Genomic DNA, 23,878 nt, shown 5'->3' on the forward strand with positions numbered 1-23,878 from the left:
GTAAGATTCGTGCCACGCGGGACGTCGCGCCGCACCCCATCCCAGCAGCGACATTTGGAGCGGTGCATGCAGAAGACTCTGATCGTCCATTCCGGCACGTTCAAGACCGGGAGCACGGCGATCCAGACCTTCCTTGCCCGCGCGAGCCGCGAGGGAAAGCTTCCGCCCGAGGTCGCCTATCCCACGATCGGGCGAGGCACGCACAGCGTCCAGCACCAGAACCTCTACTCCCAGCTCCTCGGCGAGGTGCTCTTCACGCCCGCCCTCGGCACCTGGGAGCAGCTCGTCGAGTCGATCGCCTCGGGCAGCGCCGAGACCACGGTGATCTCGTGCGAGTCGTTCTCGCTGCTCAAGCCCGAGCACATCAGCGCGATCGGTGAGTACGCCCGCCAAGCAGGCGCCAAGGTCCGCTGGGTCCACTACGTTCGCGATCAGGCCACGTTCTACAACGCCTTCTACGTCGAGCGGCTGATGGTGATGAGGCCAGAGCACGCCGAGCTGGTCGATCTCCCCTTCGAGGAGTTTCGCGAGTGGTCACCACTCGACATGAGCTTCCTGCGATACGGAGAGTTCGCGGACACCATCACCACTGCCATCCCCGACGTCGACCTGCGGCTTCGCCCCTTCATCCGCAAGGAGCTGCGCCACGGCAACGCCGTCGCGGACTTCCTCAGCACGTGCGAGCTCCCGATCCAGGGCGAGGGGGCGGGGTCGAGCAACGTCGGATCCGGTTGGCGGACCGTCGAGACCGCGCGGCACCTGGCTCCGATCGTGGCGGCGGCACCGATGCGTGGCCGGCTCCGAGGCGTCGACTCCTGGAAGGCCACTCGTCTGAAGTGGATCCAGATCCTTCGCGGCGAGTTCGTCACCAAGGCCACCGAGCTCGGCTGGAACGACTCCAGCGCGGTCTACATGACCTCCGAGTTCCGTCAGGAGCTGCTCGACGACTATCGCGACGACAACCTCCTCATCGGCAAGCTCGGCGGCTTCTCGTTCACCGACATGATCGAGCAGAGCAGCTTCCCCGAATACAACATCGGCGACTACGCCACGATCCCCGGCGACGAGGTGATGGCAGTCGTGAAGCTGGTCATGCAGGGCCTGCACACGATTCCGGAGGAGATCCAGCAGGAGGTCGAGGACGCCCGCGCCCGTCGAAGGGAAGCGGAGGCCTCACAGCGGGGCCGGCTCCGTCGCCTCCTGCGCCGTTGACCGGAGCGTGATCGGTCCGCCCTGCTAGCGCAGGTCGAACACGGAGTACAGGCCGCCCTTGAAGCGCGGCTGGCCGAGCTCGCGACGCAGGCCGGGGAGGTCGGCGCGATAGCGACGATCGACGACGAGCCAGTCGACCTCGTGCTCGTCGCGCAGCGCGGCGAGCGTGGCCGGAGACGGGTGCATGATGGCCGCATCGTTGGCCTCGAGCAGCTCTGGATCCCAGAACGGCAGGTAGGCGGAGTTGTTGAGGTCCGTCGACGGCAGCCCGACCACGAGCGGGTCGATGTAGGCCCATCCCTCCACCAGGACCCGGCGCTCGGCGTACGCCGCGATCCAGAAGTTCCGCCGATCGCAGTCGGGCACGGGCAGCCCGATGCAATGGGCGTTGGTCGCGATCAGATCGTCGGGCTGCGAGTGCTCGCGGACGAACCGTGCGGCGGCGACCCCACCTGGGCCGATGATGTCTGTGTCAGGAGCCCGGGGAAGCGCGGGGCCGACCGTCGCCAGAGCGATGGTCTGCGGCGCCCCGGCGAGCACGACCCCCATCATCAGCGCCGCCACAGCCGGGAGCGCCGCGATCGTCGAGCGCTTGGCGTACACGAGCACGACGGCGAGTGCGACAGCGAGCACGAGCAGCCCGATGACGAGCTGGGTCAGCAACGTCGGCGTGAACGCCGAGCCGTCTTCCGGCATGTCGTCGCCCACCAACAGCCTCACGGTCACGAGGGCGAGGCAGCCGAAAGCGGCGCAGCTGACGATCCGAAGGCCGTCGCGCCACGACAGGTCGACGGGGATGAGGTCCGAGAGCGAGACGGCCATGACGACGGCGATGAACCCGCTGGCGCCCAGGAGGAAGTACGCCTGGCTCAGCGCCGGATGGCTCAGGACCATCATCGCGCCGGCGCCGGCGGCCCAGGTGCCCGCCAGGAACAGCAGCTCGGGTCGTCGCCAGCCGCCACGGACCAAGCCGATGACCACCGGCACGGCGACGAGGGCGAACCCGACGGTGAAGGTGACCCAGATCGACAACGGCGCGGAACCGGGGAGGGTCTCGCCCTCCGGCAGCATCAGGATGCCGAGCCGTTGGACGGTGCTCCCGTTGAGGTCAATCCCTGTTGCCCTGGTGCCGCCGCCGTAGAACAGCTGCTGCGCGACCAGAAAGACCGCGACAGCCGAACCGAGCAGGGCGGCGAGGGTGCGAACCATCGGCTTGCGACGCAGCACGCCCGAGATCACCAGAGCCAGGAACAGGCCGCCGATGATCGTCGGCAGGGCGGAAGACTTCGCACCGGCCACAGCGACCATGACGACCACCGTCAGCAACCACGGCCGCCACTGCCATCGCTCCCGCCGGATCATCTCGACGACCAGCACCATCAGGACCATCTGGAGCGGCATCACGAAAGCGTGCGTCGGGCTGTAGAACGCACGGGTGACGGAGTCGAAGGCCAGCTGCGCGGGGCTGACCAGGCTCGTCCAGCCGAAGAAGTCCGGAGTGGAACCCATGGCGAAGACGAGAGCGGCGACGCACCCGGGCCACTTCCGTCCGGTGAGACGTGTGGCCGCTGCATACGCCCCGCCGACGGCGAGCAGGACGAGCAGCGCGATCGACAGGCTGCGCATCAGCACGATGAGCTCGATGTGAGTCACCGTCGCTGCCGACGCCAGGTGGACGTAGACCAGCCAGTGGTAGAAGAGCGGGGTGCCGTCCACCCACGGCATCTGGGCGGGAAAGTGGTGCAGCAGATCGCCGGCGATCGCGAGGTGGAAGGGCTCGTCGACGTACGGCGCCCGCAAGGCGTCGATCGGTCGGTATGACCACATCTGGTTCGTGACCAGAAGAATCTGTACGAACGCCACCCCCGCACCGGCCCACGACCACAGGCTCGCCCGACCGATCACCACCGGACCGACCCGCCGTCGGCGCCAGACGACGACCAGCGCGCCGGCGAGCACAGCGACCGGATAGCCGTAGATCAGCTCGGTGAGATCGAACAGCCGCAGCAGCACGTAGAGCGGAGCCTCGAGGACGAGCCCGAGGATGGTGCCGAGGATCAGGTCGTTGCCGAGGCTCGGTCCCGGCTTGGCGACCGCTCGCCACACCACGGTGCCCGGGAGGGTGAGGAACGCCAGGACGTACCCGGTGTAGAGCAGCGCGTCGCCGAGGTCGACCCCGGCGACCCGCATCGCGAGAACGAGCGTCGTGACGACAACCAGCACACCCGGGAGAGGTCCGGACCACGACCTTCCCGAACCCATGCGGTCCGAGGAAGGCTTCGCGTCGGGTGCGACGCCCACGGTTGCCGGGTCTGCAGTCACCCGGGAGATCATGCCAACAAAACGCCTACACGGAGTACTCCGAAGCCCCTCCGAATGCGCTATTTTCCTAGCAATGTCCCCCACCCACACCGTCTCCGTCGTCATCCCGGTCTACCGCGGTGCCGAGACGCTTCCGGACGTGGTGAGCGAGGTCGTCGACCTCGCCGAACCGTTCGCCACCCCGAGCGGGCACCAGGGACGTGTCACCGAGATCCTCCTGGTCCACGACCACGGCCCGGACACCTCTGATCTCGCCATGCGACAGCTCGCCGAGAAGTACGACATCGTTCGCCCGATCTGGCTGAGCCGCAACTTCGGTCAGCACGCCGCGACCCTTGCCGGCCTGGCCTCGTCGGGGTCGGACTGGATCGTCACGATGGACGAGGACGGACAGCACGACCCGGCGTACATCCTGCCGATGCTCGACACCGCGCTCAAGGAGCGGGCCGCCCTCGTCTACGCCCGCCCCACCAACGCGGCGCCGCACGGTCCGCTGCGCAACCTGACGTCGCGCGGTTCGAAGGTCGTCATCGACCGCCTCATGCCCGGCGGCAGCGCCCGGCAGTTCAACAGCTTCCGCCTGATCGTGGGCGAGTACGGCCGGAGCGTGTCCGCCTACGCCGCGAACGGGGTCTACCTCGACGTCGCGCTGAGCTGGGTGATCTCGGATGTGGCGACGTGCCCGGTGGAGCTGCGCGAGGAGGGCGAGCGGCCCTCCGGCTACAACTACCGCTCCTTGATGTCTCACTTCTGGCGGATGGTGCTCACCGGCGGCACCCGTCTGCTGCGCGCGGTCAGCATCTGTGGAGCCCTGCTCGCTGCTTCCGGCATCGTCCTCGCGGTCGCGCTGGTCGTCGCCCGCCTTGCCGGCGGGGTCCCGGTCCAGGGCTGGACCTCGTTGATGGCGGCCGTGCTGGTCTGCTCCGGCTTCATCATGCTCACCCTCGGAGTGATCGCCGAATACCTCGGCGTCTCCGTCAACATGGCCATGGGCAAGCCGCTGTACGTCATCGTCAGTGACCCCGCGAACGGCCCGCTTCGCGAGTCACCCCCGCCGGGTCATCCCGAGTGACCGGCGCTCAGCGCCCATCCCGACCGCCCACGCTCGTCGTCGGTGGCGGCGGTCTGCTCGGCCGCCATGTGAGCAGCGCGTTCGAGCGCTCCGGGGCGCCTGTGCGGAGGGTGAGCGTGCCCTGGCACGACCCGATCGCCGCCCGCGCCGTCCTGAGGTCCGAGCTCACCTCCTTCATCGGCTCCTCACCGGACGGCCGGGTCAACATCGCCTGGTGTGCCGGTGCGGGCGTCGTGGCCACCCCGGCAGACGAGCTCGAGACCGAGGTGTCGCTCTTCCGCGACGTACTCGCCGACCTGCGTCAGGCACTAGGGCCGACCACCCGGCTCGCGTTCTTCTTCGCCTCCTCCGTCGGTGGCGTCTACGCCGGTTCCGCCGATCCCCCGTTCACCGAGCTCTCCGAGCCTCGCCCGCTGGTGGCGTACGGCAGGGCCAAGCTGGCCATGGAGGAAGCGGTGACCGCGTTCTGCGCCGAGACCGGATCGGTGGCGCTGCTCGGCCGGATCACCAACCTCTACGGGCCCGGCCAGAAGCTCTCCAAGCCTCAAGGCCTGGTCTCTCAGCTGTGTCTGGCTCAGCTGCGCGGCACGCCACTGCCGGTCTGGGTCTCCTTCGACACCATCCGGGACTATCTCTATGTCGGCGACTGCGCCGAGATGGTCGTCGACGCCCTCGACGGGCTCCACGAGCACGTCCGAGGCGCCGGATCGAACGCCGTCGTCAAGATCTTGGCCACCGGCACCGGAGTGACCCTCTCGGCCGTCATCGGCGAGACCAACCGCGTCTTCCGGCGACGGGCGAGGCTGCGCCTACCGGGAGCAGGCACGCCCGGCCAAGCACGCGACCTGCGCGTCCGCAGCGTCGTCTGGCCGGAGCTCGACAAACGGACACAAACACCCTTCTCCGTTGGCGTGCGTCGCATCGCCGATGAGATCGCGCTGGCCTACGCTGCTGGTACCTCCGCACTTCCGACCCACGTGAGTGAGATCTCCATCCGATGACCGAAACGGGCATGCTGCTGGGCACCAGGACGGGCGGCTCTCCATCGATCGCCCAGAGCGACTACTGGTGGTACCGAGCGCGCACCCGGATCCTCGAGACCGTCATGAAGCCGTACGTCGGGACACCCCGCCGCCTCCTCGATGTCGGCAGCGCCGACGGGCCGAGCGTGACCTGGCTCCGGGGCACCGCCGAGCATCACGTCTCGCTGGACGTCGACCCGCGTGGCCTCGCCGACGGCGGCGTGTGCGGCTCCGCGATCCGACTTCCGTTCGCCGACGGCTCCTTCGACGTGGTCGCTGCCTTCGACGTCATCGAGCACTGCGATCCCGAGGCCGACGCCCTGGCCGAGATCGAGCGCGTCCTCGCCCCCGGCGGCCGCTTCCTCATGTCGGTGCCGGCGTACAACTGGGCCTGGACCGGCCACGACGACCTCAACCACCACTATCGGCGCTACACCCGGCGGCGGGCGGTGGCGGCGGTCAGGGCAGCCGGGCTGTCGCCTCTGCGAGCGACGTACGGCTTCACGGGGACGTTTCCGATGTTCGCCGCTCAGCGCCTGGTCACCCGGGTCAAGGAGCGCGGTCCGGCCAGTGCGCAGCAGCTTCCCGACGGCGGCGTCGCACCGCTCCCCGAGGTCTCGCCCGCGATCGAGAAGGTTCTGCTCGGCGCCACCCGCGTCGACGAGCGGCTGCTGCCGAGACTCGATCTGCCGTTCGGGTCCTCCGTGCTGGTCGCGGCGGTCAAGGCCGGCTGAAAATGCTTACACTTCAAGGGCGGGCCGGTCGCCGTTCGCCAGACCGTGGAGACTGAAGACTTGGACACGAGCAATCACTGGTACGGACACGCCCACATCCTCTCGGAGTACTGCGGACTCTCGTTCGAGCAGCCGCGCCCGATCTGGGGCGTGCTCCAGCACGGCTGGAACCTTCTTCACGGCTTCGGCCCGGGCCACGAGCCGCCCTATGGCTTCCCCAAGTTCGTCTGGTCCCACGCGAACCTGCGCCGCGGCCAGGCGGTCGGCTGGCGCGACTATGCCGTGATCGGCGCTCCGTGGAACTACCTGCTCGAGCTCAAGAAGGACGTCGAGCCCGTTCCCCCGGCTGAGGAGCGCGACGGCACGATCTTCTACCCGTTCCACACCTGGGACCACGGTGAGGTCAGCGGCGACCATGACCGGCTGATCGAGGAGATCCGGGACACCGAGGACGGCCCGGTGACCGTCTGTCTCTACTGGATCGAGTACGACATGCCCGAGATCCGTCGCCGCTATGAGGACGCCGGCTTTCGGGTCATCTGTCACGGCAAGCGCGGCACGTTGCGTCAGGGCACGGACACCCGCTTCCTCCACAAGCAGTACTCGGAGCAGATCCGCCACCGCCGGGTCGCTTCGAACCGCCTGACCACGGCGATCTTCTACGGTGCTTCGGTCGGTTCCGAGGTCGCGGTCTACGGCGACCCGATGACCTTCGCCGACGTCAGGGACGCCAGCGTGAGGGACGGGAACGAGCAGGCCAAGCGGCTGTTCCCCGAGTTCCACGGGGTGGAGACCGACGCAGAGGAAGTACGCGCCACGACCATGCGCGAGCTCGGGCTGGATGCCATGGCGTCGCCTGCTGAGCTGCGCGCGCTCTTCGGATGGGAGATCACCGCATGAACGACACCGACACGCCTTCGAAGGTCGCCGCCTACAGCGTCGTCCCGGGCGACATGTACGACTGGTCCGACATGGCCGGCGGCGGCGCGCTCCCTCGCGGACCGGTCCTGACCCGATTCGCCGTCGCGACGGCGACCGGTACCTCCCACCTGCTCGTCGTCGGCCCGCACGACCTCGACCTCCTCGATGCGGTCGTCGACCGAGCCGCGACGACGACCATCGTCCTCCGGACACATTCCGATGCGGAGCTCGTCTCCGAGCGGTACGCAGGCAAGGCTGTCGCCGTCGTCTGCGGCGATCTCCGTGCTTGGACCCCCGTCCAGCCGGCCGACGCCGTGCTCGCGCTGGACGGGTTCGGACGCGTCGCGACGATCGACACGGACCCGGCGGACTGGCACGCGATCTCCGAGCACCTCACCGGCCTCGCGACGGCTGACTCCCGTCTGGCGGTGGTCGTCCCCAACCCGGGATCCCCGCTCGCCCAGCTCAGGGCCGTCCCCTCCGAAGCCTCCAACGAGAACGCCGACTGGTCCTTCCCCGTCCATGACCGTGCGAACCCGCTGAGCCTGGCGGAGGCGAGCGCACGATTCGGCGGTCGCGGATACACACTGTGGCCCGACGTCGGCTCGCCCACCTTGGCCGCGGTTCCCGAAGCCTGTTCGGTCGCGCTCGCGGTCGCTCACGGCCGGCCCTCCGAGACCTCCACGCTGCGCGAGGTTCAGCCCGCTCTGGGCCAGGCACTGGACGCGCTGGGACCCGCGGCCGCCGCTGGCGGCTGGCTGGTCACGCGGGGCCTCGACCCGATCTCCTCTGTCGTCGGTGTCGACCGGACCGGTGACGAGACGTCCTGGACCGCTGCCGAGCGGTCCTGGCTGGTCGAAGCCATGCGCGAGTCGGCACGGCGGGACGCGTCGGGCCTTCGCCGCCACGTACGCCAGCTGCACGACGCGATCGCCGACGCCCCTGAGCGGTGGTGCGGTCTTCAGGTCGACGAGATCGGCCTCGACGCCGGCGTCGTCGTCCCTGTCCACGAGTCGACGGTGAAGCTCGGCGAGTCCGCCGAAGAGATCCTCCTCGGGCTGCTGGACGAGCTTGCCGCGTTCCTCTGTGCGGCGGGGTGGCGCCACCCCTGGCCCGCCGGACGCGGCCGGGACGAGCTCGCCGTCCTGCTCGCGGCGACCATCGATGTCGCGGTCACTCCGGCAGAGGTTCGCCTGGTACGTCAGCGGCGTGAGTCCGCGCTCTCCTCGACCGGCATGACTCCCGTGGTCGCAGGTCGGCAGGCGGCGCAGGACACTGATCCGAGCGAGCTGCGGAAGCTGGCGGAGGAGAACGAGGCGCTGCGCGGTCAGGTGACCTGGTTCAAGCAGCAGATGCGGCAACGTCAGACGATGACCCACGAGGTACGCACTGCGGCCCGACGCGACGTCGAGGCACTGAACGATCGCATCAAGGAGCTGGAGGGTCAGCTCAGCGCTCTGCAGGCCCCGGCCGTCAGCCGGGTCGCCAAGCGTGCGTCAGCCGTCCCCGGGCGGGCGCGTTCCGGCTTCGGGCGTGTGCCCGGGGCCCGGCGCGCGGCCCGCCTGCTCAGGAGGGTTCTCCGCAGGATCCGACGCGTGGCCAAGCGTTAGGACGTCAGCCGGTCACGCCTCGGTGGGCGTGGCCGGCACGAGCCGCAGGTGGATCTCGTCCGACCAGCCGAACTCGAGCTTCGCTGCCTCGGTCGCGGTGGGCTGAGGCACTCGTTCACAGAGTTCACGGGCGACGACGATCGGCTTGTGGTCGCGGCCGTCCAGCAACGACCACCGCGACGTCTCACAGGCATCGTGCTCGATCGCGGTGCTCCGCAACGCACTCACCGGCACGGTGATCAGGAAGACGCCGTCACGGTCGGTCACGTCCAGGGTGACATCGAGGGGCTTCTCCGGGGTCGGCCAGGTCCGGAGGACCGCGCCGGTGGATTCCAGCCGGGGACCGTCCGGACCACGCAGGACCAGGTCCTCACCCTGCCACCACGCGTCGTGAACGACGGGACGGTCGGGCGTCGCGGTGATCACGAAGGACCCGTTCGGGTCGCGGGTGGCGTTCACCGCGCGCCCCTTCATCAGGGATCGAGAGCCGAGAAAGTCCGGATGCACCGGCAGCGGAGACGTACGTCCCTTCCTGGCCAGCTTCACCCGGGTCGGCACGATCTCCTCCATGGGCATGTCCAATCCGGACTTCTCGAGGACAGCCTCGACGGGCACCGTCAGTCGCCACGGGGTGATGCCTCGCTCGCCCCGTTCGCCGATCGTCAGCGCGTGAGTCACCACCGAACCGCTGCGGTCGGTGAGCGTCAGCTCCGCATGCTGAGGAGGAGTGCCTCGGAACGCGCCCCGGATCTCGATCTCGTCGCCGAGGTCGGTGGTGTGATCCACCCACGCGTCCGGGAGATCACGAACGGTGACCCCGAAGCCGCCGGGAAGGCGTCCTGGGCGACACCAGCGGTTGCCGATGCGCCGCCAGCCCTGCCACCGCTCCCGTCCGTCCCCCGACGTCGTCACCTGGATCACGTCGCGGACGTCGCGGTTGCGAATGCTGATCATGAGGCGCCACTGGCGATCACCGGCCAGTCGCGACGGGTCGATGCTCAGCTCGAGCGTGGACCTGTCCACCTGGCCGAACGGGATCGCCCGCGGACGAGCGACGTGATCCACGGGCACCTTGCCGCCGTTGGGGCTCTCCAGCCACACCTTGAAGCGTGTTCGTGGCGCGAGGGCGAGGGTGTTGACGCCGATGTTGACCCGGACCGTGACCCGGGAGCCGCTCCACCAGGCCTCGGTCGCCACTGCCTTGGGCTTCATGTACGCAGGCGCCAGACGGAACACCGAGTCAGGTGCGCCGACGGCGGCGTCCTCGAAGGACGGGAGCTTCGCGTACCAGCCATCCGTCCGTCGGGCCAGCGGCGCCTGGGTCCCGTTCTCGGCCCGATAACGGGTCAGCGCAGACAGCGCGTCACGCTGACGGCGCTTCAGCAGGTCGAACACCAGTCGCTCGTACGGTCCCTGACGGTTGAGGATCGCGTCGTCGACGCGCGCCAGGTAGCGCTCCGCCAGGTCGAAGATGCGTCCGGACTCATCGGTCGGATGGTCTTCGATCGATCGGGCGAGCACCTGGACATCCGTCGCCGCGAGATGCGACTTGACCAGGTCGGACAGGTAGGGAGCCTGCTCCTCGACCATGTCGAAGAGCATCTCGGCCGAACGTACGCGGTCACCGAGGTTGTCGAGGTTCCAGTGGCTCTGCGTGATCGAGGCCTCGCCGCCGTCGCGGTGGCGCCAGTAGTAGATCGGCTCGGCGAGGATGTCGACCTGTCGGGCGCGGATGTGCGCGGCGAGGGCGACCGGGTAGTCCTCGTAGAGCATGTCCGGGTAGCTGAGGCTGGCTGAGTCCCAGAAGTCGCGCCGGTAGACCTTGTTCCAGATGTAGCGGTCGATGCCCAGGATGTGGGTCCGGCTGCAGTGAGTGGCGATGCGGGTCGTGACGAACGGGCGCCGGTGGGACCACGACTGCCAGACCGACACCGAGTCGAACCGGCGGGCGTTGCCCGCCACGAAGTCGGAGCCCGAGCGCGCCAGCGTGTCCGTCATGAGCTGGTAGGCGTACTCCGGGACGTAGTCGTCGGCGTCGACGAACGCCAGCAGGTCACCGCTGCTCTCTTCGACCCCGATGTTTCGGGCCACACCGACGCCGACCTTCTCCGAGGAGACCACTCGGAAACGCGAGTCGCTCGACGCGAACCGGTCGGCAACTGTCGCGGACCCGTCGGTGGATGCGTCGTCGACCATGACCACCTCGAAATCCGAGAAGGTCTGGGCGCGAAGCGACTCCAGGCACGTCTGAAGGAAGGGCTCCACGTTGTGAAACGGGATGACGATGCTCAGAGCGGGATGCGGCACAAACTCACCTTAAGTCGCTCCGTCCTCGAGCCTTCGCAACCGCTCCTCGAAACGCGTGGCAGCCGTGATGCGGGCACGCACCTGCTCCTGCTGACGCTGGATCTCGGCCCAGATCGAGGAGGCGTCGACGTGGCCGTCCGACGGCGCTCCGGCCGTGAGGTTGCCGCGCTCGACGGTGTCACGCAGGGTCTCCAGACGTGCCTCGAGGGCCGCGACCTGCGGGCTGACCCGAGCGAGCTCGCGCTCGAGGTCGCCGATACGGACGCGCTGCCGGTCCGTGATGGCACGCAGCTCCTCGATGGTGGCTCGAGCCTCGTCCAGGTCGGCTGCGGATCCGGCCAATCTGTTGACCTTGCCGCGCAGTCGGTTCATCGCCATAGGGAAACGCGCTCCTCCTCGAGCCAGCCGGTCATGACGCGTGCCTCCGCCTCGATCCGATGCTCCGGCGCCACGGGCGAAGAGCCGCCGGCCTGATAGGTCCACTCCGTCTGCCCAGGGTTGTCGACGAACGAGAACCCCGACAGCAGGATGTCGGACTCCGGGAACAGGTTGACCGCCAGCCACGCGGCGGTGAAGCCCGTGGTCGGCGCCAGCTTCTCGGTCCGCCAGGGGATGTCGAGGTCGGCCCCGGTGCCGGTGAGCAGCTCCCCGTTCGGGATGGGTACGAAGCCCAGATCGGGCGGCCAGGACATCGGCCACACCTCGAGGCGGCCATGGAAGCGCATCGGTTCGGCGAGGAGGTAGAGGCGCTCGCGGTAGCGGTCGAAGGTGAACCGCGTCGGGCGGGTGATCCGGTTCCAGATCACCACGTCGGCCCGTGATCCCTGGGCGCGCGGCTCATCCGGGACATCCAGCACGAAGCTGTTCACCCGGATCACCAGATCCGAGTCGTCGATGGCCTTCGCTCGGTCGTCGCTGGGCCCCAGAGGAGCATTCCCGAGCACTGCGACCGACCTCACCGGCGCCCTCTTGGCGTACGTGGTCATCAGGTCGCGTAGGTAGGCGAAGCCTTCAGTGATCGTGACTGCCCGTTCGGCGATCAACGTCACCGGCTTCCCCTTTCCGACGACTCTCGTCGCAGCGTCGTCACAGATCGCGGGGACGCGGCAGGCGCGTTACCCGTTCGGAAAAATCATAACGAGCCAGACCTCCGACAGTTACCCACCCGAGTATCGATTTGAGCGTCGCGGCGCGTTTTCACGCGTTCCGACGCAAAGTGCCACGACGCTGTTGGCGCCTCGTCACCATCCATACATCTGTGCGTCGCGCGCTGGTCAGGCGGACTGAGCCCCGGTCCAGCTCGTACGCTCGGCCTCGAGCTCGGCACGTACGGCGTCCAGCTCGGACTCCAGCTCGGCGACCCGGATGGCTGCCTCGGCGGCGTCGGCCTCGACGGCCTGGAGCCTCGCCTCGAGCTGCTCGCCACGCATCTCGGCCTGGGCGGCCCGACGGGCCTCCTCGCCACGGCGACGGACGGCCTCGGCGGCGCGTTGGTGAGCGGCGGCCAGAGCGGACTCGAGCTCCTCGACGGCCTGGACGCGCTCGGCGAGCTTGGCATCCATGTGCTCGCGGAACTCAGCGTTCTCCTCGGCCCGCTTCTCGGACTCGACGCGGTAGGCCTGGGCCTGCTCGGCGCGGTCGCGCGCCCAGTCGCGGCGGGTCTGGAGGAGTTCGGAGTGGGTGATCTTGGTTGCGGCAGCGCCACAGGCGAGCCCGAGAACGGCTGCGAGCACGACAACCAGCCAGGACCCGGAGGCCACCGCGGCGGTGATCGTGATGGCGGCCAGCGCCAGCAGGCCTACAGCAACCGTCAGGCGTGTGCTGCGCTGACGCCTGCGTGTGACTGGAGTTGCGGATGGGGAAGGCATGCTTCCACGGTACGGCTAGTTTTCATCGCGTTTGCGGACCCGGCACGCGTGTTCGAGGAGTCGAGCGGCCACCAGGATCGCGGTTCCGGCCACGGCCGCGAGGGCCGAGCGCACCAGCCGCTCCCCTGCTGCGGTGTTGGCGTCGTAGCCGAGCCAGCTCACCGCGTAGCCCAGATAGCCGCCGGCGAGGAGCGCGCCGACCAGGCTGCAGGCGCGGGCGAGCACCAGCCGGTTGACCGCCTGATGAGCCTCGATGCGCTCGCCGCGTACCTGCAGCTGGCGGTGGGTGATCCAGGCGGTCACGCCCAGTGCCGCCGCGATCAGCAGCAGCACCACCGGCTGCGCCCAGGTGACCACCGGAGCGACGCCGCGCCAGGACTCCAGCACGGGGTGAGCCAGCCAGCCACCGACGATCCCGATGACGGCCCACGCCGTGATGGCTCCGCCCGACATCGGGCGGAGCCGGCGCTCGTCGTCGGCTGGATCCTTCTCAGGACCCTGGTCGGGGTCCTCGGGTGCTGTGCTCAGATCCGGCTCAGAGGTCGAGGGTGAGGTCGTCGCGGCGGGTGATGCCGGACTGGTCGGACTGCTCCAGCAGCTCGGCGATCGGACCCACGCCAGGAAGATCGGCGCTCGGCTCCAGGTCGAGCCACGGCTTGAGCACGAACGCCCGCTGGTGCGCGCGCGGGTGCGGCAGCGTCAGCGACTCCTCCTCGAGGATCTTGTCGCCGACCGAGATGACGTCGATGTCGAGCGTGCGCGGCTCGTTGAAGATGCCGCTGCGCGAACGGCCGTAGGCGTCCTCGATGGTGAGCGCACGCTCGAGCAGGCGCGTCGGGGTGAGCGTGGTGTCGGCTAGGACGATGGCATTGAGGTAGAGCTCAGCATCCTCGGGCGAGTCGACCGGCTCGGTCTCGTAGACCGGCGAGATCGTGGTCACCCAGACATCCGGGGTCTCGGCGAGGGTGTTCAACGCGTCCTGCAGATTTGCCAACCGGTCCCCGAGATTGGAGCCCAACGACAGCACCGCCCGTCGGATCGGCCGCATCTCCCCGGTGAGCGTGTCGGCGTCGATGATGTACGGGTTGGGTACCTCTGTCACGTGCTCTGCCTCCGGGTGATCGTCAGGGTGACGTCTTTGAACGTCGCTTCGATAGGCGCCCCCGGTTTGTGAACCGTAACACGTACCCAAAGTGCGCGGATGTCTGCAAGGCAAATGTCCGCGATCCGCTGGGCAAGCGTTTCGATGAGGTCCACCGGGTCGCGCTCAACATTGGTTTTGACCGCCATCGCGAGACTTCCGTAATCGACGGTGTCATGCAAGTCGTCCGTTTCCGCCGCCTTGCGGGAGTCGGTGCCGATGACCAGGTCGATGATGAACTTCTGCCCCTCGCGGCGCTCGAAGTCGAAGACTCCGTGATGGCCGAAGCACTCCAGACCGAGGATCTGGATTTCGTCCGCGGGTTCCACAATGTTCATCAAATGCTCTCCAGTTTCGCTGCCGCCGCGAGGGTGTCCCTGGCGGCACGTACGTCATGAACACGCGTGGCCCAGACACCGCGTTGCGCGAGAAAGACGGTGATCGCATCGTGAGCACTCTCACGCTCGGTCACCGGACGCAGCGTGCCGTCGGGGGCGGCCAGCAGGCGGCCGAGGAAGGTCTTGCGGCTGGCCCCGATGAGCACCGGGAAGCCGAGCTTGTGGAACTCCTCCACGCCCGCCAGCAGCCGCCAGTTGTCGTCGGCCGTCTTGGAGAAGCCGAGCCCGGGGTCGACGACGATGTTGTCGTCCTGGATCCCCGCCGCCCGCGCCGCCTCGATCCGCTGCTCCAGCTCCGCCTTGACCGTGGCGACCACGCCGTCGGCGTAGACGAGATGGTCCTGGTGCTGCATCTCCGCACCGTGCGCACGCCAATGCATCACGACGTACGTCGCACCGTGGTCGGCCGCGACCTTCAGGATCCCCGGGTCGGCCAGACCGCCCGAGACGTCGTTGATGATCTTCGCCCCGGCCTTCAGGGCGGCATCGGCGACCTCAGGACGCATCGTGTCGACCGAGAGGGTCGCCCCCTCCGCGGCCAGCGTCTCGATGACCGGCACCACCCGGGCCAGCTCGTCGGCCACCAGCGGCCTGGTCGCCCCTGGACGGGTCGACTCGCCGCCGATGTCGAGGAGGTCGGCCCCCTGCTCCAGGAGCGCATGACCGTGAGCCACCGCGTCATCGGTCGCCAAGAATCGTCCGCCGTCGCTGAACGAGTCGGGCGTGACGTTGACGATTCCCATGACCTGCACGCCACGACCCTATCCGGCGGTTCCGGAGGAGCAGACTTGACGAGGTGGGCCGGCTCAGCCAGGCTGCCCGCCATCTCATTTACCCAGGGAGGCATCGTGGCCAAGATCCTGCTCCGTTCAGCGAGGGACCCGTTCGACGTGATCGAGGCGGGCGACCCGCGTGCGTGGGGCATCGGGTTCTATGGCACGAACGTCGGCAACCTCCTCTTCGCCGACTCGACCCACCGGCTCCTCAGCGTGCCCGGAACCGAGATCGTCGCGAACCGCTTCGTCCATGAGCGGCGTGCGTTCACCGCCGACGAGGTCGCGGCGACGAACGACGAGTACGACCACTTCGTGGTGCCGCTGGCCAACGCCCTCCGGCCGGAGTTCACCCGCCCGTTGACGCGTCTGACCGCCTTCATCGAGCAGCTCTCGATCCCGACCACCATCGTCGGCATCGGCGCGCAGCTCTCCCTCGACGAGCTCGACACCGCTCCCGACGACGAGCTGGCCGCTCTGCACCGGCGGTTCATGAACAGCGTCCTCGAACGGTCCCCGAAGGTCGGCGTACGCGGCGAGATCACCGCTGAGTACCTGCGGCGTCTCGGCTACGGCGACGATCACGTCGAGATCATCGGCTGTCCGTCGATCTACCTCAACGGACCGGACCTCACCGTCCGCGACGAGCGCTCCACCCCGATCGCCGACGACGACCCGATCGCGGTCTCGATGAGCCCGCTGACCTCGCCCTGGTTCGAGACGTACGTCGACGCCTTCGCCGACCGGCACCCGCAGATGACGTACGTCGGCCAGACCCACCACGACTTCGCGATGCTCCAGTGGGGTCGGCACAGTCAGCCCGAGATGGGTATCGACCGCGACCACCGGCTCTACTTCGAGGACCGGACCCGGATGTTCCTCGACGCCGGATCCTGGATGCGGTTCCTGGCCACCCAGCGGTTCGCCTTCGGCACGCGTATCCACGGCAACGTCGCCGCGGTGCTCGCCGGGACCCCCGCCATGGTCATCGCCCATGACTCACGCGTGCTGGAGCTGTGCGACTACCACGGTCTGCCCTACACGATGCTCGACTCGATCACGCCAGAGACCACGGTCGACGAGCTGTTCCAGGCAGCCGACTTCACCAGCTTCCACAACCGCCTGGCCGACGGCTGGAAGCGGCTGACCGCGTTCCTGGACGACGCCGGTCTGGCGAACGTCGCGCAGCCCGACCAGTCGAGTGCGGCGTACGACGCCGAGCTCGCCGCGCTGGAGCCGGCGGCACCCGTCGCCACGCTCCGCGGGTCGGGCGATGACGCCATCCGGCGCATCGAGGACCGGATCCACGCGCTCAAGGTCGCCTCCGAGTACGCCGACACCGCCGCCAAGCGGCGCGAGCGGGAGCTCGAGAAGAAGCTCACCGCGTCGGTGAAGGGCCAAGCCAAGCGAATCGCAGCCCTCGAGTCGACCACGCGCAAGCAGCAGGCGCGGATCGAACGGCAGACCAGCCGCCTGGACCGCCAGCGAGGCCTGATCGACGAGCTGCGCGCAGACCTCGCTCGTCACCAGGAACGAGCGGGCCTGCGCGGCTTCGTCCGACGGGTTCGCCGCCGGCTGCGGCGCTCCGCGAGCTAGGGGACCTAGCGGGTCCCGCCCCGGATCAGGGCCATGGCCTCGGCCCGGGTGGTGGCGTTGGAGCGCATCGTGCCGCGTACGGCACTGGTGATGGTGCGAGCGCCGGCCTTCTTGACGCCGCGCATCGTCATGCACAGGTGCTCGGCCTCGACCACCACGATGACGCCGCGCGCCTCGAGAAGCTCCATGAGCGCGTCGGCCACCTGGGTGGTGAGCCGCTCCTGCACCTGCGGTCGCTTGGCGAAGACGTCGACCAGCCGGGCGAGCTTGGACAGGCCGGTGATCTTGCCGGAGGACGCCGGAATGTAGCCGACATGGGCGACACCGGTGAACGGCACCAGGTGGTGCTCGCACATCGACCACAGCTCGATGTCACGGACCAGGACCATCTCGTCGTGGCCGAGATCGAACGTCGTGGTGAGGACTTCCTCGGGCGTCTGGTGCAGCCCGCGGGTCACCTCCTGGTAGGCGCGGGCGACCCGGGCGGGAGTCTCGAGCAGCCCTTCGCGGTCGGGGTCCTCCCCGATCGCGTAGAGCAGCTCGCGCACGGCCGCCTCGGCCCGCTTCTGGTCGAACACCGGTACGTCCGCCACGTCCCGCTCGGGGACATGGACGGGCGCTACGTCATCGAAGTTGTCGGACATGTCTTCAGTATCAGGCGGGCGGGGTGCCCTCGGGCGAACCGGCCTCGGTCGGCTTCGTGACGTCGACACCGTTGGCGGACTGGGTGCCGGACTGAACGCCGGACTGCTTCCCGGCCGCGCGGATCGCCTTGGCGAGGTTCTCCTTGTCGCGCTCGACGATCCACCGCGGGATCTCGACCGCTGGGCGCTCGGAGGGGCGGCGGGTGTCGGAGCCGGTCCAGGCCGGACGCGGGTCACGGCGACGCAGCGGCTCGAAGATCGCGGCTACCTCGTGCTTGGAGAGCGTCTCCTTCTCGAGGAGCTCCAGCACCAGGCTGTCGAGGACGTCCCGGTTCTCCTCGAGGATGTCGAAGGCCTCCTGGTGCGCGGTGGCGAGGAGCTTCTTGGTCTCGTCGTCCACGACGGCCGCGACCTCCTCGGAGTAGTTGCGCTGGTGACCGATGTCACGGCCCAGGAACGGCTCGCCGTTGGACTCGCCGAGCTTGATCGCACCCAGGCGCTCGGTCATACCGAACTGGGTGACCATCGCGCGGGCGAGGTTGGTCGCCTTCTCGATGTCGTTGCCGGCACCCGTGGTCGGGTCGTGGAAGATGAGCTCCTCCGCGGCACGTCCACCGAGCATGTAGGAGAGCTTGTTGAGCATCGAGGACCGGGTCTGCGAGTACTGGTCGTCGTCGGGCATGACCAGGTTGTAGCCCAGCGCCTTGCCGCGCGGCAGGATCGTGATCTTCTGGACCACGTCCGGGCCCGGCAGAGCCGCGGCGACCAGCGCGTGGCCACCCTCGTGGTAGGCGGTGATGAGCTTCTCCTGCTCGCTCATCAGACGCGTGCGCTTCTGCGGGCCGGCGATGACCCGGTCGATGGCCTCGTCGAGTGCCTTGTTGGTGATCAGCTTCTGGTCGCTGCGAGCGGTCAGCAGCGCGGCCTCGTTGAGCACGTTGGCCAGGTCGGCACCGGAGAACCCGGGGGTTCGGCGGGCGACCGAGTCGAGGTCGATGTCGCCGGCCAGCGGCTTGCCGCGGGCGTGGACCTGCAGGATCTTCTCGCGACCGGCGAGGTCGGGAGCGTCCACCTGGATCTGGCGGTCGAAGCGGCCCGGGCGCAGCAGCGCCGGGTCGAGCACGTCGGGACGGTTGGTCGCCGCGATCAGGATGACCCCGCCGCGTACGTCGAAGCCGTCCATCTCCACGAGGAGCTGGTTGAGCGTCTGCTCGCGCTCGTCGTGGCCACCGCCCATGCCGGCACCACGGTGACGGCCGACGGCGTCGATCTCGTCGATGAAGACGATGGCGGGAGCGTTCTCCTTGGCCTGCTCGAACAGGTCGCGGACACGGCTCGCACCGACACCGACGAACATCTCGACGAAGTCAGAACCGGAGATCGAGTAGAACGGCACGCCGGCCTCGCCCGCGACGGCGCGCGCGAGCAGGGTCTTACCGGTGCCTGGCTGGCCGTAGAGCAGCACGCCCTTGGGGATCTTGGCGCCGACGGCCTGGAACTTCGCGGGTTCCTGGAGGAACTCCTTGATCTCCTGGAGCTCCTCGACCGCCTCGTCAGCACCGGCGACGTCGGCGAACGTCGTCTTCGGCATGTCCTTGGTGATCAGCTTCGCCTTGGACTTGGCGAACTGCATGACCCCGCGACCGCCACCGCCCTGGACCGAGTTCATCAGGAACAGGAACAGCACGATGATCAGCACGAACGGCAGAGCGAAGCTCAGGATCGAGCCGAGCACGGAGGGCTTGGCCACCTCGGAGTTGAACTCCTCGAGGTTCTCACCCTCGGCCTCGGTCTTGCGCACCATCTCGATGAGCGCTTCCTGGTCACCGTCGACCCAGGAGGTCGTGACCTCGGAGCCGCCATCACGGGTGCCCTTGACCAGGGTCGCCTTGATCTCCTGGTCGCCGTCGACGAACGTGATCTCCTTGACCTTGTCGTCCTGGATGTATTCGGTCAGCTCGCTGGTGGTGATCTCGTCGCCGCCGTTGCGGGGGGCCAGATACTGCAGCGCCAGGATCACACCGAGCACTGCCACGATGATCCACAGCCAGGGACCTTTGAATATGCGCTTCACAGGCTTCTTTCAACCGTTTACGGGGTCAGACACGCACGCAGGGCAGCGCGCACGTCATTTAGAACGACGGTACACGCCAAATCGTGCCCGCCCCATCTGTGCGGTTCCGCTGTTGGCGTAACAGCAGGCGCTCGCCGGCTCAGTTCCAGCCTCAGCTGTAGATGTGCGGCGCGAGGGTCGAGATGTCGCGCAGGTTGCGGTACTTCTCGTTGAAGTCGAGGCCGTAGCCGACCACGAACTCGTCGGGGATGTCCCACCCGACGTACTTCACGTCGACCGGCATGCTGACCGCCTCGGGCTTGCGGAGCAGGGTGGCGATCTCGATGCTCGCCGGGCCGCGGCTGGTGAGGTTTGAGGTCAGCCAGGTCAGGGTCAGGCCGGAGTCGATGATCTCGTCCACGACGAGCACGTGCTTGCCGGTGACGTCGGTGTCGAGGTCCTTCAGGATCCTCACCACACCGGACGACTTGGTGCCGGAGCCGTAGGAGGAGACGGCCATCCAGTCCATCTCGACGTGGCGGTTCAGGGCGCGCGCGAGGTCGGCCATGATCATCACCGCACCACGTAGGACGCCGACGATCAGCAGCTCCTGGCCCTCGTAGTCCTTCTCGATCCGGCGGGCCAGCTCTTCGACCTTCGCCTGGATCTCGTCGTGGGTGAACAGGGTCTTCACGAGGTCGTCGCCGACGTACTCGGTGTCCATGTCCGTCACTCTAAGGGCTTGGTGTGAACGGTCCCGATTCGAAGACGATACGACCGTTCGTACGCTTCGCCCGCAGGTGTCCTGGGAGGTCGATCCAACGCTGGCCGCGCCAGCCGGTGACCAGCTCGTCGACGGCCTTGACGTGCTCACGGGTGAGCTCCGCGGGCGGGCTGCCGGCTTCGATCGCCGCGATCCGGAGGACCCTGGTCCGGACGGCGGACGGATACGCGGCGAGGGTCTCGACCGGGAGGGTCCCGCCGAGCTCGCGGTGCATCGCCTCGGCGATGTCGTCGATGAAGTCAGCGTCCTCGCGGAGCTGCTCGGCCGTGCGAGCCAGCGCGTCGGCGACCCCCGGGCCGAGGTCCTCCTCGAGCGTGGGCAGGACGCGGTGGCGGATGCGCGCGCGGGTGTAGGCGAAGTCGCGGTTGTGAGGGTCCTGCCAGACGTCGAGGCCCTCGACCTGGCAGGCGGTCTCGGTGTCGATCCTGGTCGTCGCGAGGAGCGGCCGTCGATAGCGGTCGAAGATCGCGCGCATCCCGGAGAGGCTGCGCGCACCCGAGCCCCTGGTCAGCCCCAACAGCACGGTCTCGGCCTGGTCGTCGCGGGTGTGGCCGAGCAGGATCACGCTCGCGCCGACGCGCTCGGCGAGCTGGTCGAGGACCGCGTAGCGGGCCTGCCGCGCCGCAGCCTCGGGACCCTCCCCGTCGGCCTTGACCTCCACCGTCGCGGTCACGGTCTCGTCGACGCCCATCTCGGCGAGCTGTCCGACGACCCTCGCGGCCTGTGCCTGGCTGCCGTCCTGCAGCCCGTGGTCGACGGTCGCGCCGATGATGTGCAGCCCGAGCTTGTGGCCCTCGAAGACCGCGGCCGAGGCCAGCGCCAGGGAGTCCGCTCCCCCGGAGCAGGCCACCATCACCTTCTCGCCCGGCTCGAGCCGGGCGAGTGTGGCGCGGACGGGGCGGCGTACGGCTGCGATCGAAGGGTGCAGGCTCACAGGACCCGGGTGACCCAGGCGTCCGGGTCGACGATCTCGGCCTTCGACGGGAGGTTCTCGGGGCCGGCGAAGACGGCGTTGAACTCCTCCATACCGACTCGGTCGACCACGTGGCGTACGAACTTCGCGCCGTCGCGGTACTGCGCCATCTTGGCCTCCAGCCCGAGCAGGCGGCGCAGCAGGCGGTCGAGTACGCCGATGCCCTGACGACGCTTGTTGAAGGCCTTGCGGATCGTGGTGACGCTCGGGATGACGCCGGGACCTACGTCGTCCATGACCACGTCGGCGTGGCCCTCGAGCAGCGACATCATCCCGGTGACCCGGTCGATGATCTCCTTCTGCTCGGGCTTGGCGAAGGCGTCCACGATGCTGCCGTTGCCCTTGAGCGCCTCGGTGACGCGCTGCAGCCCGCCGTCGAAGATCGAGGCCGGGTCCATCGCTTCGGAGAGGCCCTCGATCTGAGCGAAGAGGTGCTCGCGCATCCACGGGCTGGCGGTGAACTGGACCCGGTGGGTCTCCTCGTGGAGGCAGACCCACAGCCGGAAGTCGGTCGGGTCCAGGCCGAGCTCGCGCTCGACGTGGACGGCGTTGGGCGCGACCAGCAGCAGCCGCCCCGACGGCCCGTAGAACGGGTCGAACTGGCCGAGGATCTTCGAGGCCATGAAGCCGAGCAGGCCGCCGACCTCGGCCGCGCTGACCTTGGACCCGACCGCCATGGTCAGGGCGCCGGGGGTTCGCTTCGCGGTGATCCGGTCGACCACCGGCGAGATCACGTGGGCGAAGGTGTCGGCGTTGGCCTGGATCCAGCCCCTTCTGTCGACCACCAGGACGGGCGCGGTGTCGCGGGGCGCGTCCAGGCCGGTGAAGGCGCGCACGAACTCGGTCGCCTTGGCGGCGTCCGCCCGCAGCTCCTCGACGGCGTGCTGGGCCTCGCTGCGCGAGACGATCGGGCCATCTCCGGCGACCTTCGCGCCGAGGCGTACGGCCAGGTCCCAGTCGACCATGGCGGCTCCGGACGGGGCGGGGTCCTCAGCACGATGGGTCATGCGTACGACCGTATCCGACCGGACCTATGCCGAGCATCGACACGTCGCGACCGCCGTGATCGCGTCGTCGAGGGCGTCGCGTACGTCCAGGGTCTGCTCGGGCTTGAACCCGTCGGCCATGAGTACGACGACGAACGGCGTGCCGCGGGCGTCGATCGCGATGCCGGCGAGCCCGGAGACGCCGGTGAGGGTGCCGGTCTTCGCCCGGACGCGGCCGCGACCCGGCTCGGCGTCGAAGTTGAACCGCCGCGAGAGGGAGCCGACCCAGCCGGCGACCGGGAGGCCGGTCATCGCCGGGGCCAGCTCGGGACGGTTGGGGCTGGCGGCGGTCTGGAGCGTGCTCACCAGCAGCGCCGGCGGGATCAGATTCTGCCGGGAGAGGCCGGAGCCGTCGCGGAGGACCAGGCCGGTGGTGTCGATGCCGAGGTCCTTCAGCGTGGCCGTGATCGCCGCAGTGGAACCGTCGAACGTCGGCGCGCCCGCCGCGAGCCCGACCTGCCGGGCGAGCACCTCGGCGAGCTGGTTGTCGCTGTGCTGCAGCGTGTATTCGACGATCTCGCGGAGGGTGTCGCCCTGCCGTACGGCGAGCTGGGTGCCTGCCTTCGTCCCCCGCGCGGGCTTCCCGTTGACCTTGATCCCGTGCTTGACCAGGGCCTTCTTGAACTGCTCGGCGGCCTGCGTGGACGGGTCCCGGCTGTAGCCGGTCGACTGGGAGCCGCCGTGGTCGACCAGCAGCGCGGTGATCCCGCCGACCTCCTCGCCCAGGTAGGTGCGTCGCCAGGTGGGACTCAGCGTCGGGCCGCCGAAGAGAGTGTCGTCGTAGGCGAGGGTCACCGACTTGGTGGTGCCGAGCTCCCGCGCCGTCTCCGCGGCGAGGTCGTCGAGGTCGCTGGTGCTGAGAGATGCGTCACCTCCCCCGACGAGGGTCACGGTGCTCCCCTGGAGCGTGGTGCTGGTCTCGAACCGGCGCTCCGGGCCGTACGCCTCCAGCACCGCCACGCTGGTCAGCACCTTCGTGACGCTCGCCGGGGTCGCGGCCCCGGAGCCGTGGGTGACCAGCGGGGCGCCCTCGAGCGGCGCGATCGCCGCCTTGAGGTGCTTGCCGAGCCGCTTGTCGCCGACCATCTCCCGCATCACCTGCTCCAGCGCGGCCTGATCAGGCTTTCCCGGGGCTCTCGTCTGCTCGCCCGCGACCGCCGCGGGGCTGACCGCGGCGATGCTCAGCGGGGCCGGTGGAGGGGTCGGCGCGACGTTGCCGCGGGCATAGCGCGCCCACCCCAAGGCGTACGCCGCGGCCGCCGCGCCCACCAGCAGCGCGAGCACCAGCGGCAGCACGACCACGAGCTTTCCGCGGCTCTCCTCCGGCTCCTCGGAAGGCCACTTCGGCGCGCTTTGGGGCTCCACGGATATCCTCCTCGATGCCGGATCTGACGCCGATCGA

At 68.9% G+C, this 23,878-nt stretch carries 22 protein-coding genes; 7 read left to right on the forward strand and 15 right to left on the reverse strand.

Annotated features, from left to right (window positions below; all coding sequences use genetic code 11):
- Positions 1-66 precede the first annotated feature (66 nt).
- Complete coding sequence (locus tag AB0F44_RS08665) at positions 67-1,212, forward strand: hypothetical protein (RefSeq protein WP_357354533.1); 1,146 nt, start codon at positions 67-69, stop codon at positions 1,210-1,212.
- A gap of 24 nt (positions 1,213-1,236) precedes the next feature.
- On the opposite strand, the gene AB0F44_RS08670 is transcribed toward AB0F44_RS08665, so the two are convergent.
- Positions 1,237-3,534 (reverse strand): hypothetical protein, encoded by a 2,298-nt coding sequence (locus AB0F44_RS08670; protein WP_357354535.1) that lies wholly within the window; start codon positions 3,532-3,534, stop codon positions 1,237-1,239.
- Between the two features lie 73 nt (positions 3,535-3,607).
- On the opposite strand from AB0F44_RS08670, the gene AB0F44_RS08675 reads away from it, so the two are divergent.
- Genes AB0F44_RS08675 through AB0F44_RS08695 form a run of 5 tightly spaced genes read left to right on the forward strand, consistent with a single transcriptional unit; the run spans position 3,608 to position 8,893 of the window.
- The gene (locus AB0F44_RS08675; RefSeq protein WP_357354536.1) at positions 3,608-4,606 is read left to right on the forward strand and encodes a glycosyltransferase; all 999 of its coding nucleotides are present in this window, start codon (positions 3,608-3,610) and stop codon (positions 4,604-4,606) included.
- Positions 4,603-5,607: an NAD-dependent epimerase/dehydratase family protein gene (locus AB0F44_RS08680; protein WP_357354538.1), complete on the forward strand. Its 1,005-nt coding sequence runs from the start codon at positions 4,603-4,605 to the stop codon at positions 5,605-5,607. Before AB0F44_RS08675 ends, AB0F44_RS08680 begins: the two co-directional genes overlap by 4 nt.
- The gene (locus AB0F44_RS08685) at positions 5,604-6,362 is read left to right on the forward strand and encodes a class I SAM-dependent methyltransferase (protein ID WP_357354540.1); all 759 of its coding nucleotides are present in this window, start codon (positions 5,604-5,606) and stop codon (positions 6,360-6,362) included. Before AB0F44_RS08680 ends, AB0F44_RS08685 begins: the two co-directional genes overlap by 4 nt.
- Before the next feature lie 60 nt (positions 6,363-6,422).
- On the forward strand, positions 6,423-7,262 hold the full coding sequence (locus AB0F44_RS08690) for a hypothetical protein (RefSeq protein WP_357354542.1): 840 nt from the start codon (positions 6,423-6,425) through the stop codon (positions 7,260-7,262).
- Positions 7,259-8,893 carry a hypothetical protein gene (locus tag AB0F44_RS08695; RefSeq protein WP_357354544.1) on the forward strand — a complete coding sequence of 545 codons (1,635 nt, stop codon included), beginning with the start codon at positions 7,259-7,261 and terminating at the stop codon, positions 8,891-8,893. Before AB0F44_RS08690 ends, AB0F44_RS08695 begins: the two co-directional genes overlap by 4 nt.
- Positions 8,894-8,905: 12 nt before the next feature.
- Here the strand turns inward: AB0F44_RS08695 and AB0F44_RS08700 are convergent, their stop codons facing one another.
- The 8 genes from AB0F44_RS08700 to folP all read right to left on the reverse strand — a co-directional run bounded on the left by AB0F44_RS08700 (position 8,906) and on the right by folP (position 15,350).
- On the reverse strand, positions 8,906-11,200 hold the full coding sequence (locus AB0F44_RS08700) for a glycosyltransferase family 2 protein (RefSeq protein WP_357354546.1): 2,295 nt from the start codon (positions 11,198-11,200) through the stop codon (positions 8,906-8,908).
- Between the two features lie 9 nt (positions 11,201-11,209).
- Positions 11,210-11,578 carry a hypothetical protein gene (locus AB0F44_RS08705; protein ID WP_357354548.1) on the reverse strand — a complete coding sequence of 123 codons (369 nt, stop codon included), beginning with the start codon at positions 11,576-11,578 and terminating at the stop codon, positions 11,210-11,212.
- Positions 11,569-12,249: a hypothetical protein gene (locus tag AB0F44_RS08710; RefSeq protein ID WP_357354550.1), complete on the reverse strand. Its 681-nt coding sequence runs from the start codon at positions 12,247-12,249 to the stop codon at positions 11,569-11,571. The genes AB0F44_RS08705 and AB0F44_RS08710 overlap by 10 nt, the downstream gene beginning before the upstream one ends.
- 225 nt (positions 12,250-12,474) lie before the next feature.
- Complete coding sequence (locus AB0F44_RS08715) at positions 12,475-13,068, reverse strand: hypothetical protein (protein WP_357354552.1); 594 nt, start codon at positions 13,066-13,068, stop codon at positions 12,475-12,477.
- Positions 13,069-13,083: 15 nt separating this feature from the next.
- The gene (locus AB0F44_RS08720) at positions 13,084-13,521 is read right to left on the reverse strand and encodes a DUF3180 domain-containing protein (protein WP_357354554.1); all 438 of its coding nucleotides are present in this window, start codon (positions 13,519-13,521) and stop codon (positions 13,084-13,086) included.
- A gap of 82 nt (positions 13,522-13,603) precedes the next feature.
- The gene (gene folK / locus AB0F44_RS08725) at positions 13,604-14,170 is read right to left on the reverse strand and encodes a 2-amino-4-hydroxy-6-hydroxymethyldihydropteridine diphosphokinase (protein WP_350660218.1); all 567 of its coding nucleotides are present in this window, start codon (positions 14,168-14,170) and stop codon (positions 13,604-13,606) included.
- Positions 14,167-14,547 (reverse strand): dihydroneopterin aldolase, encoded by a 381-nt coding sequence (gene folB, locus AB0F44_RS08730; protein ID WP_357354556.1) that lies wholly within the window; start codon positions 14,545-14,547, stop codon positions 14,167-14,169. Before folB ends, folK begins: the two co-directional genes overlap by 4 nt.
- Positions 14,547-15,350 (reverse strand): dihydropteroate synthase, encoded by an 804-nt coding sequence (gene folP / locus AB0F44_RS08735; protein WP_357354597.1) that lies wholly within the window; start codon positions 15,348-15,350, stop codon positions 14,547-14,549. The genes folB and folP overlap by 1 nt, the downstream gene beginning before the upstream one ends.
- A 105-nt stretch (positions 15,351-15,455) precedes the next feature.
- Here folP and AB0F44_RS08740 point away from each other — a divergent pair, with 105 nt between their 5' ends.
- Entirely contained in the window at positions 15,456-16,976 is a 1,521-nt protein-coding gene (locus AB0F44_RS08740) for a polysaccharide pyruvyl transferase family protein (protein ID WP_357354558.1), read from the forward strand.
- A 5-nt stretch (positions 16,977-16,981) separates the two neighbouring features.
- On the opposite strand, the gene folE is transcribed toward AB0F44_RS08740, so the two are convergent.
- From folE to dacB, 6 genes are all read right to left on the reverse strand, one after another.
- Positions 16,982-17,620: a GTP cyclohydrolase I FolE gene (gene folE, locus AB0F44_RS08745; protein WP_350660221.1), complete on the reverse strand. Its 639-nt coding sequence runs from the start codon at positions 17,618-17,620 to the stop codon at positions 16,982-16,984.
- Between the two features lie 10 nt (positions 17,621-17,630).
- Positions 17,631-19,694, reverse strand: coding sequence for an ATP-dependent zinc metalloprotease FtsH (ftsH, locus tag AB0F44_RS08750; RefSeq protein WP_357354561.1), 2,064 nt, complete (start codon positions 19,692-19,694; stop codon positions 17,631-17,633).
- Between the two features lie 151 nt (positions 19,695-19,845).
- Positions 19,846-20,397, reverse strand: a complete 552-nt coding sequence (gene hpt / locus AB0F44_RS08755; protein ID WP_141801736.1) for a hypoxanthine phosphoribosyltransferase — start codon at positions 20,395-20,397, stop codon at positions 19,846-19,848.
- Positions 20,398-20,407: 10 nt separating this feature from the next.
- Entirely contained in the window at positions 20,408-21,391 is a 984-nt protein-coding gene (tilS, locus tag AB0F44_RS08760) for a tRNA lysidine(34) synthetase TilS (protein ID WP_357354563.1), read from the reverse strand.
- A complete protein-coding gene (locus AB0F44_RS08765) occupies positions 21,388-22,437 on the reverse strand; it encodes a zinc-dependent metalloprotease (protein ID WP_357354565.1) in 1,050 nt (349 codons plus the stop codon). Before AB0F44_RS08765 ends, tilS begins: the two co-directional genes overlap by 4 nt.
- Before the next feature lie 24 nt (positions 22,438-22,461).
- A complete protein-coding gene (dacB, locus tag AB0F44_RS08770) occupies positions 22,462-23,841 on the reverse strand; it encodes a D-alanyl-D-alanine carboxypeptidase/D-alanyl-D-alanine-endopeptidase (RefSeq protein WP_357354567.1) in 1,380 nt (459 codons plus the stop codon).
- Between the last annotated feature and the right edge of the window lie 37 nt (positions 23,842-23,878).

Source organism: Nocardioides sp. NPDC023903 (genome assembly GCF_040639295.1).
In the GTDB taxonomy this organism is placed as follows: Bacteria; Actinomycetota; Actinomycetes; order Propionibacteriales; family Nocardioidaceae; genus Nocardioides.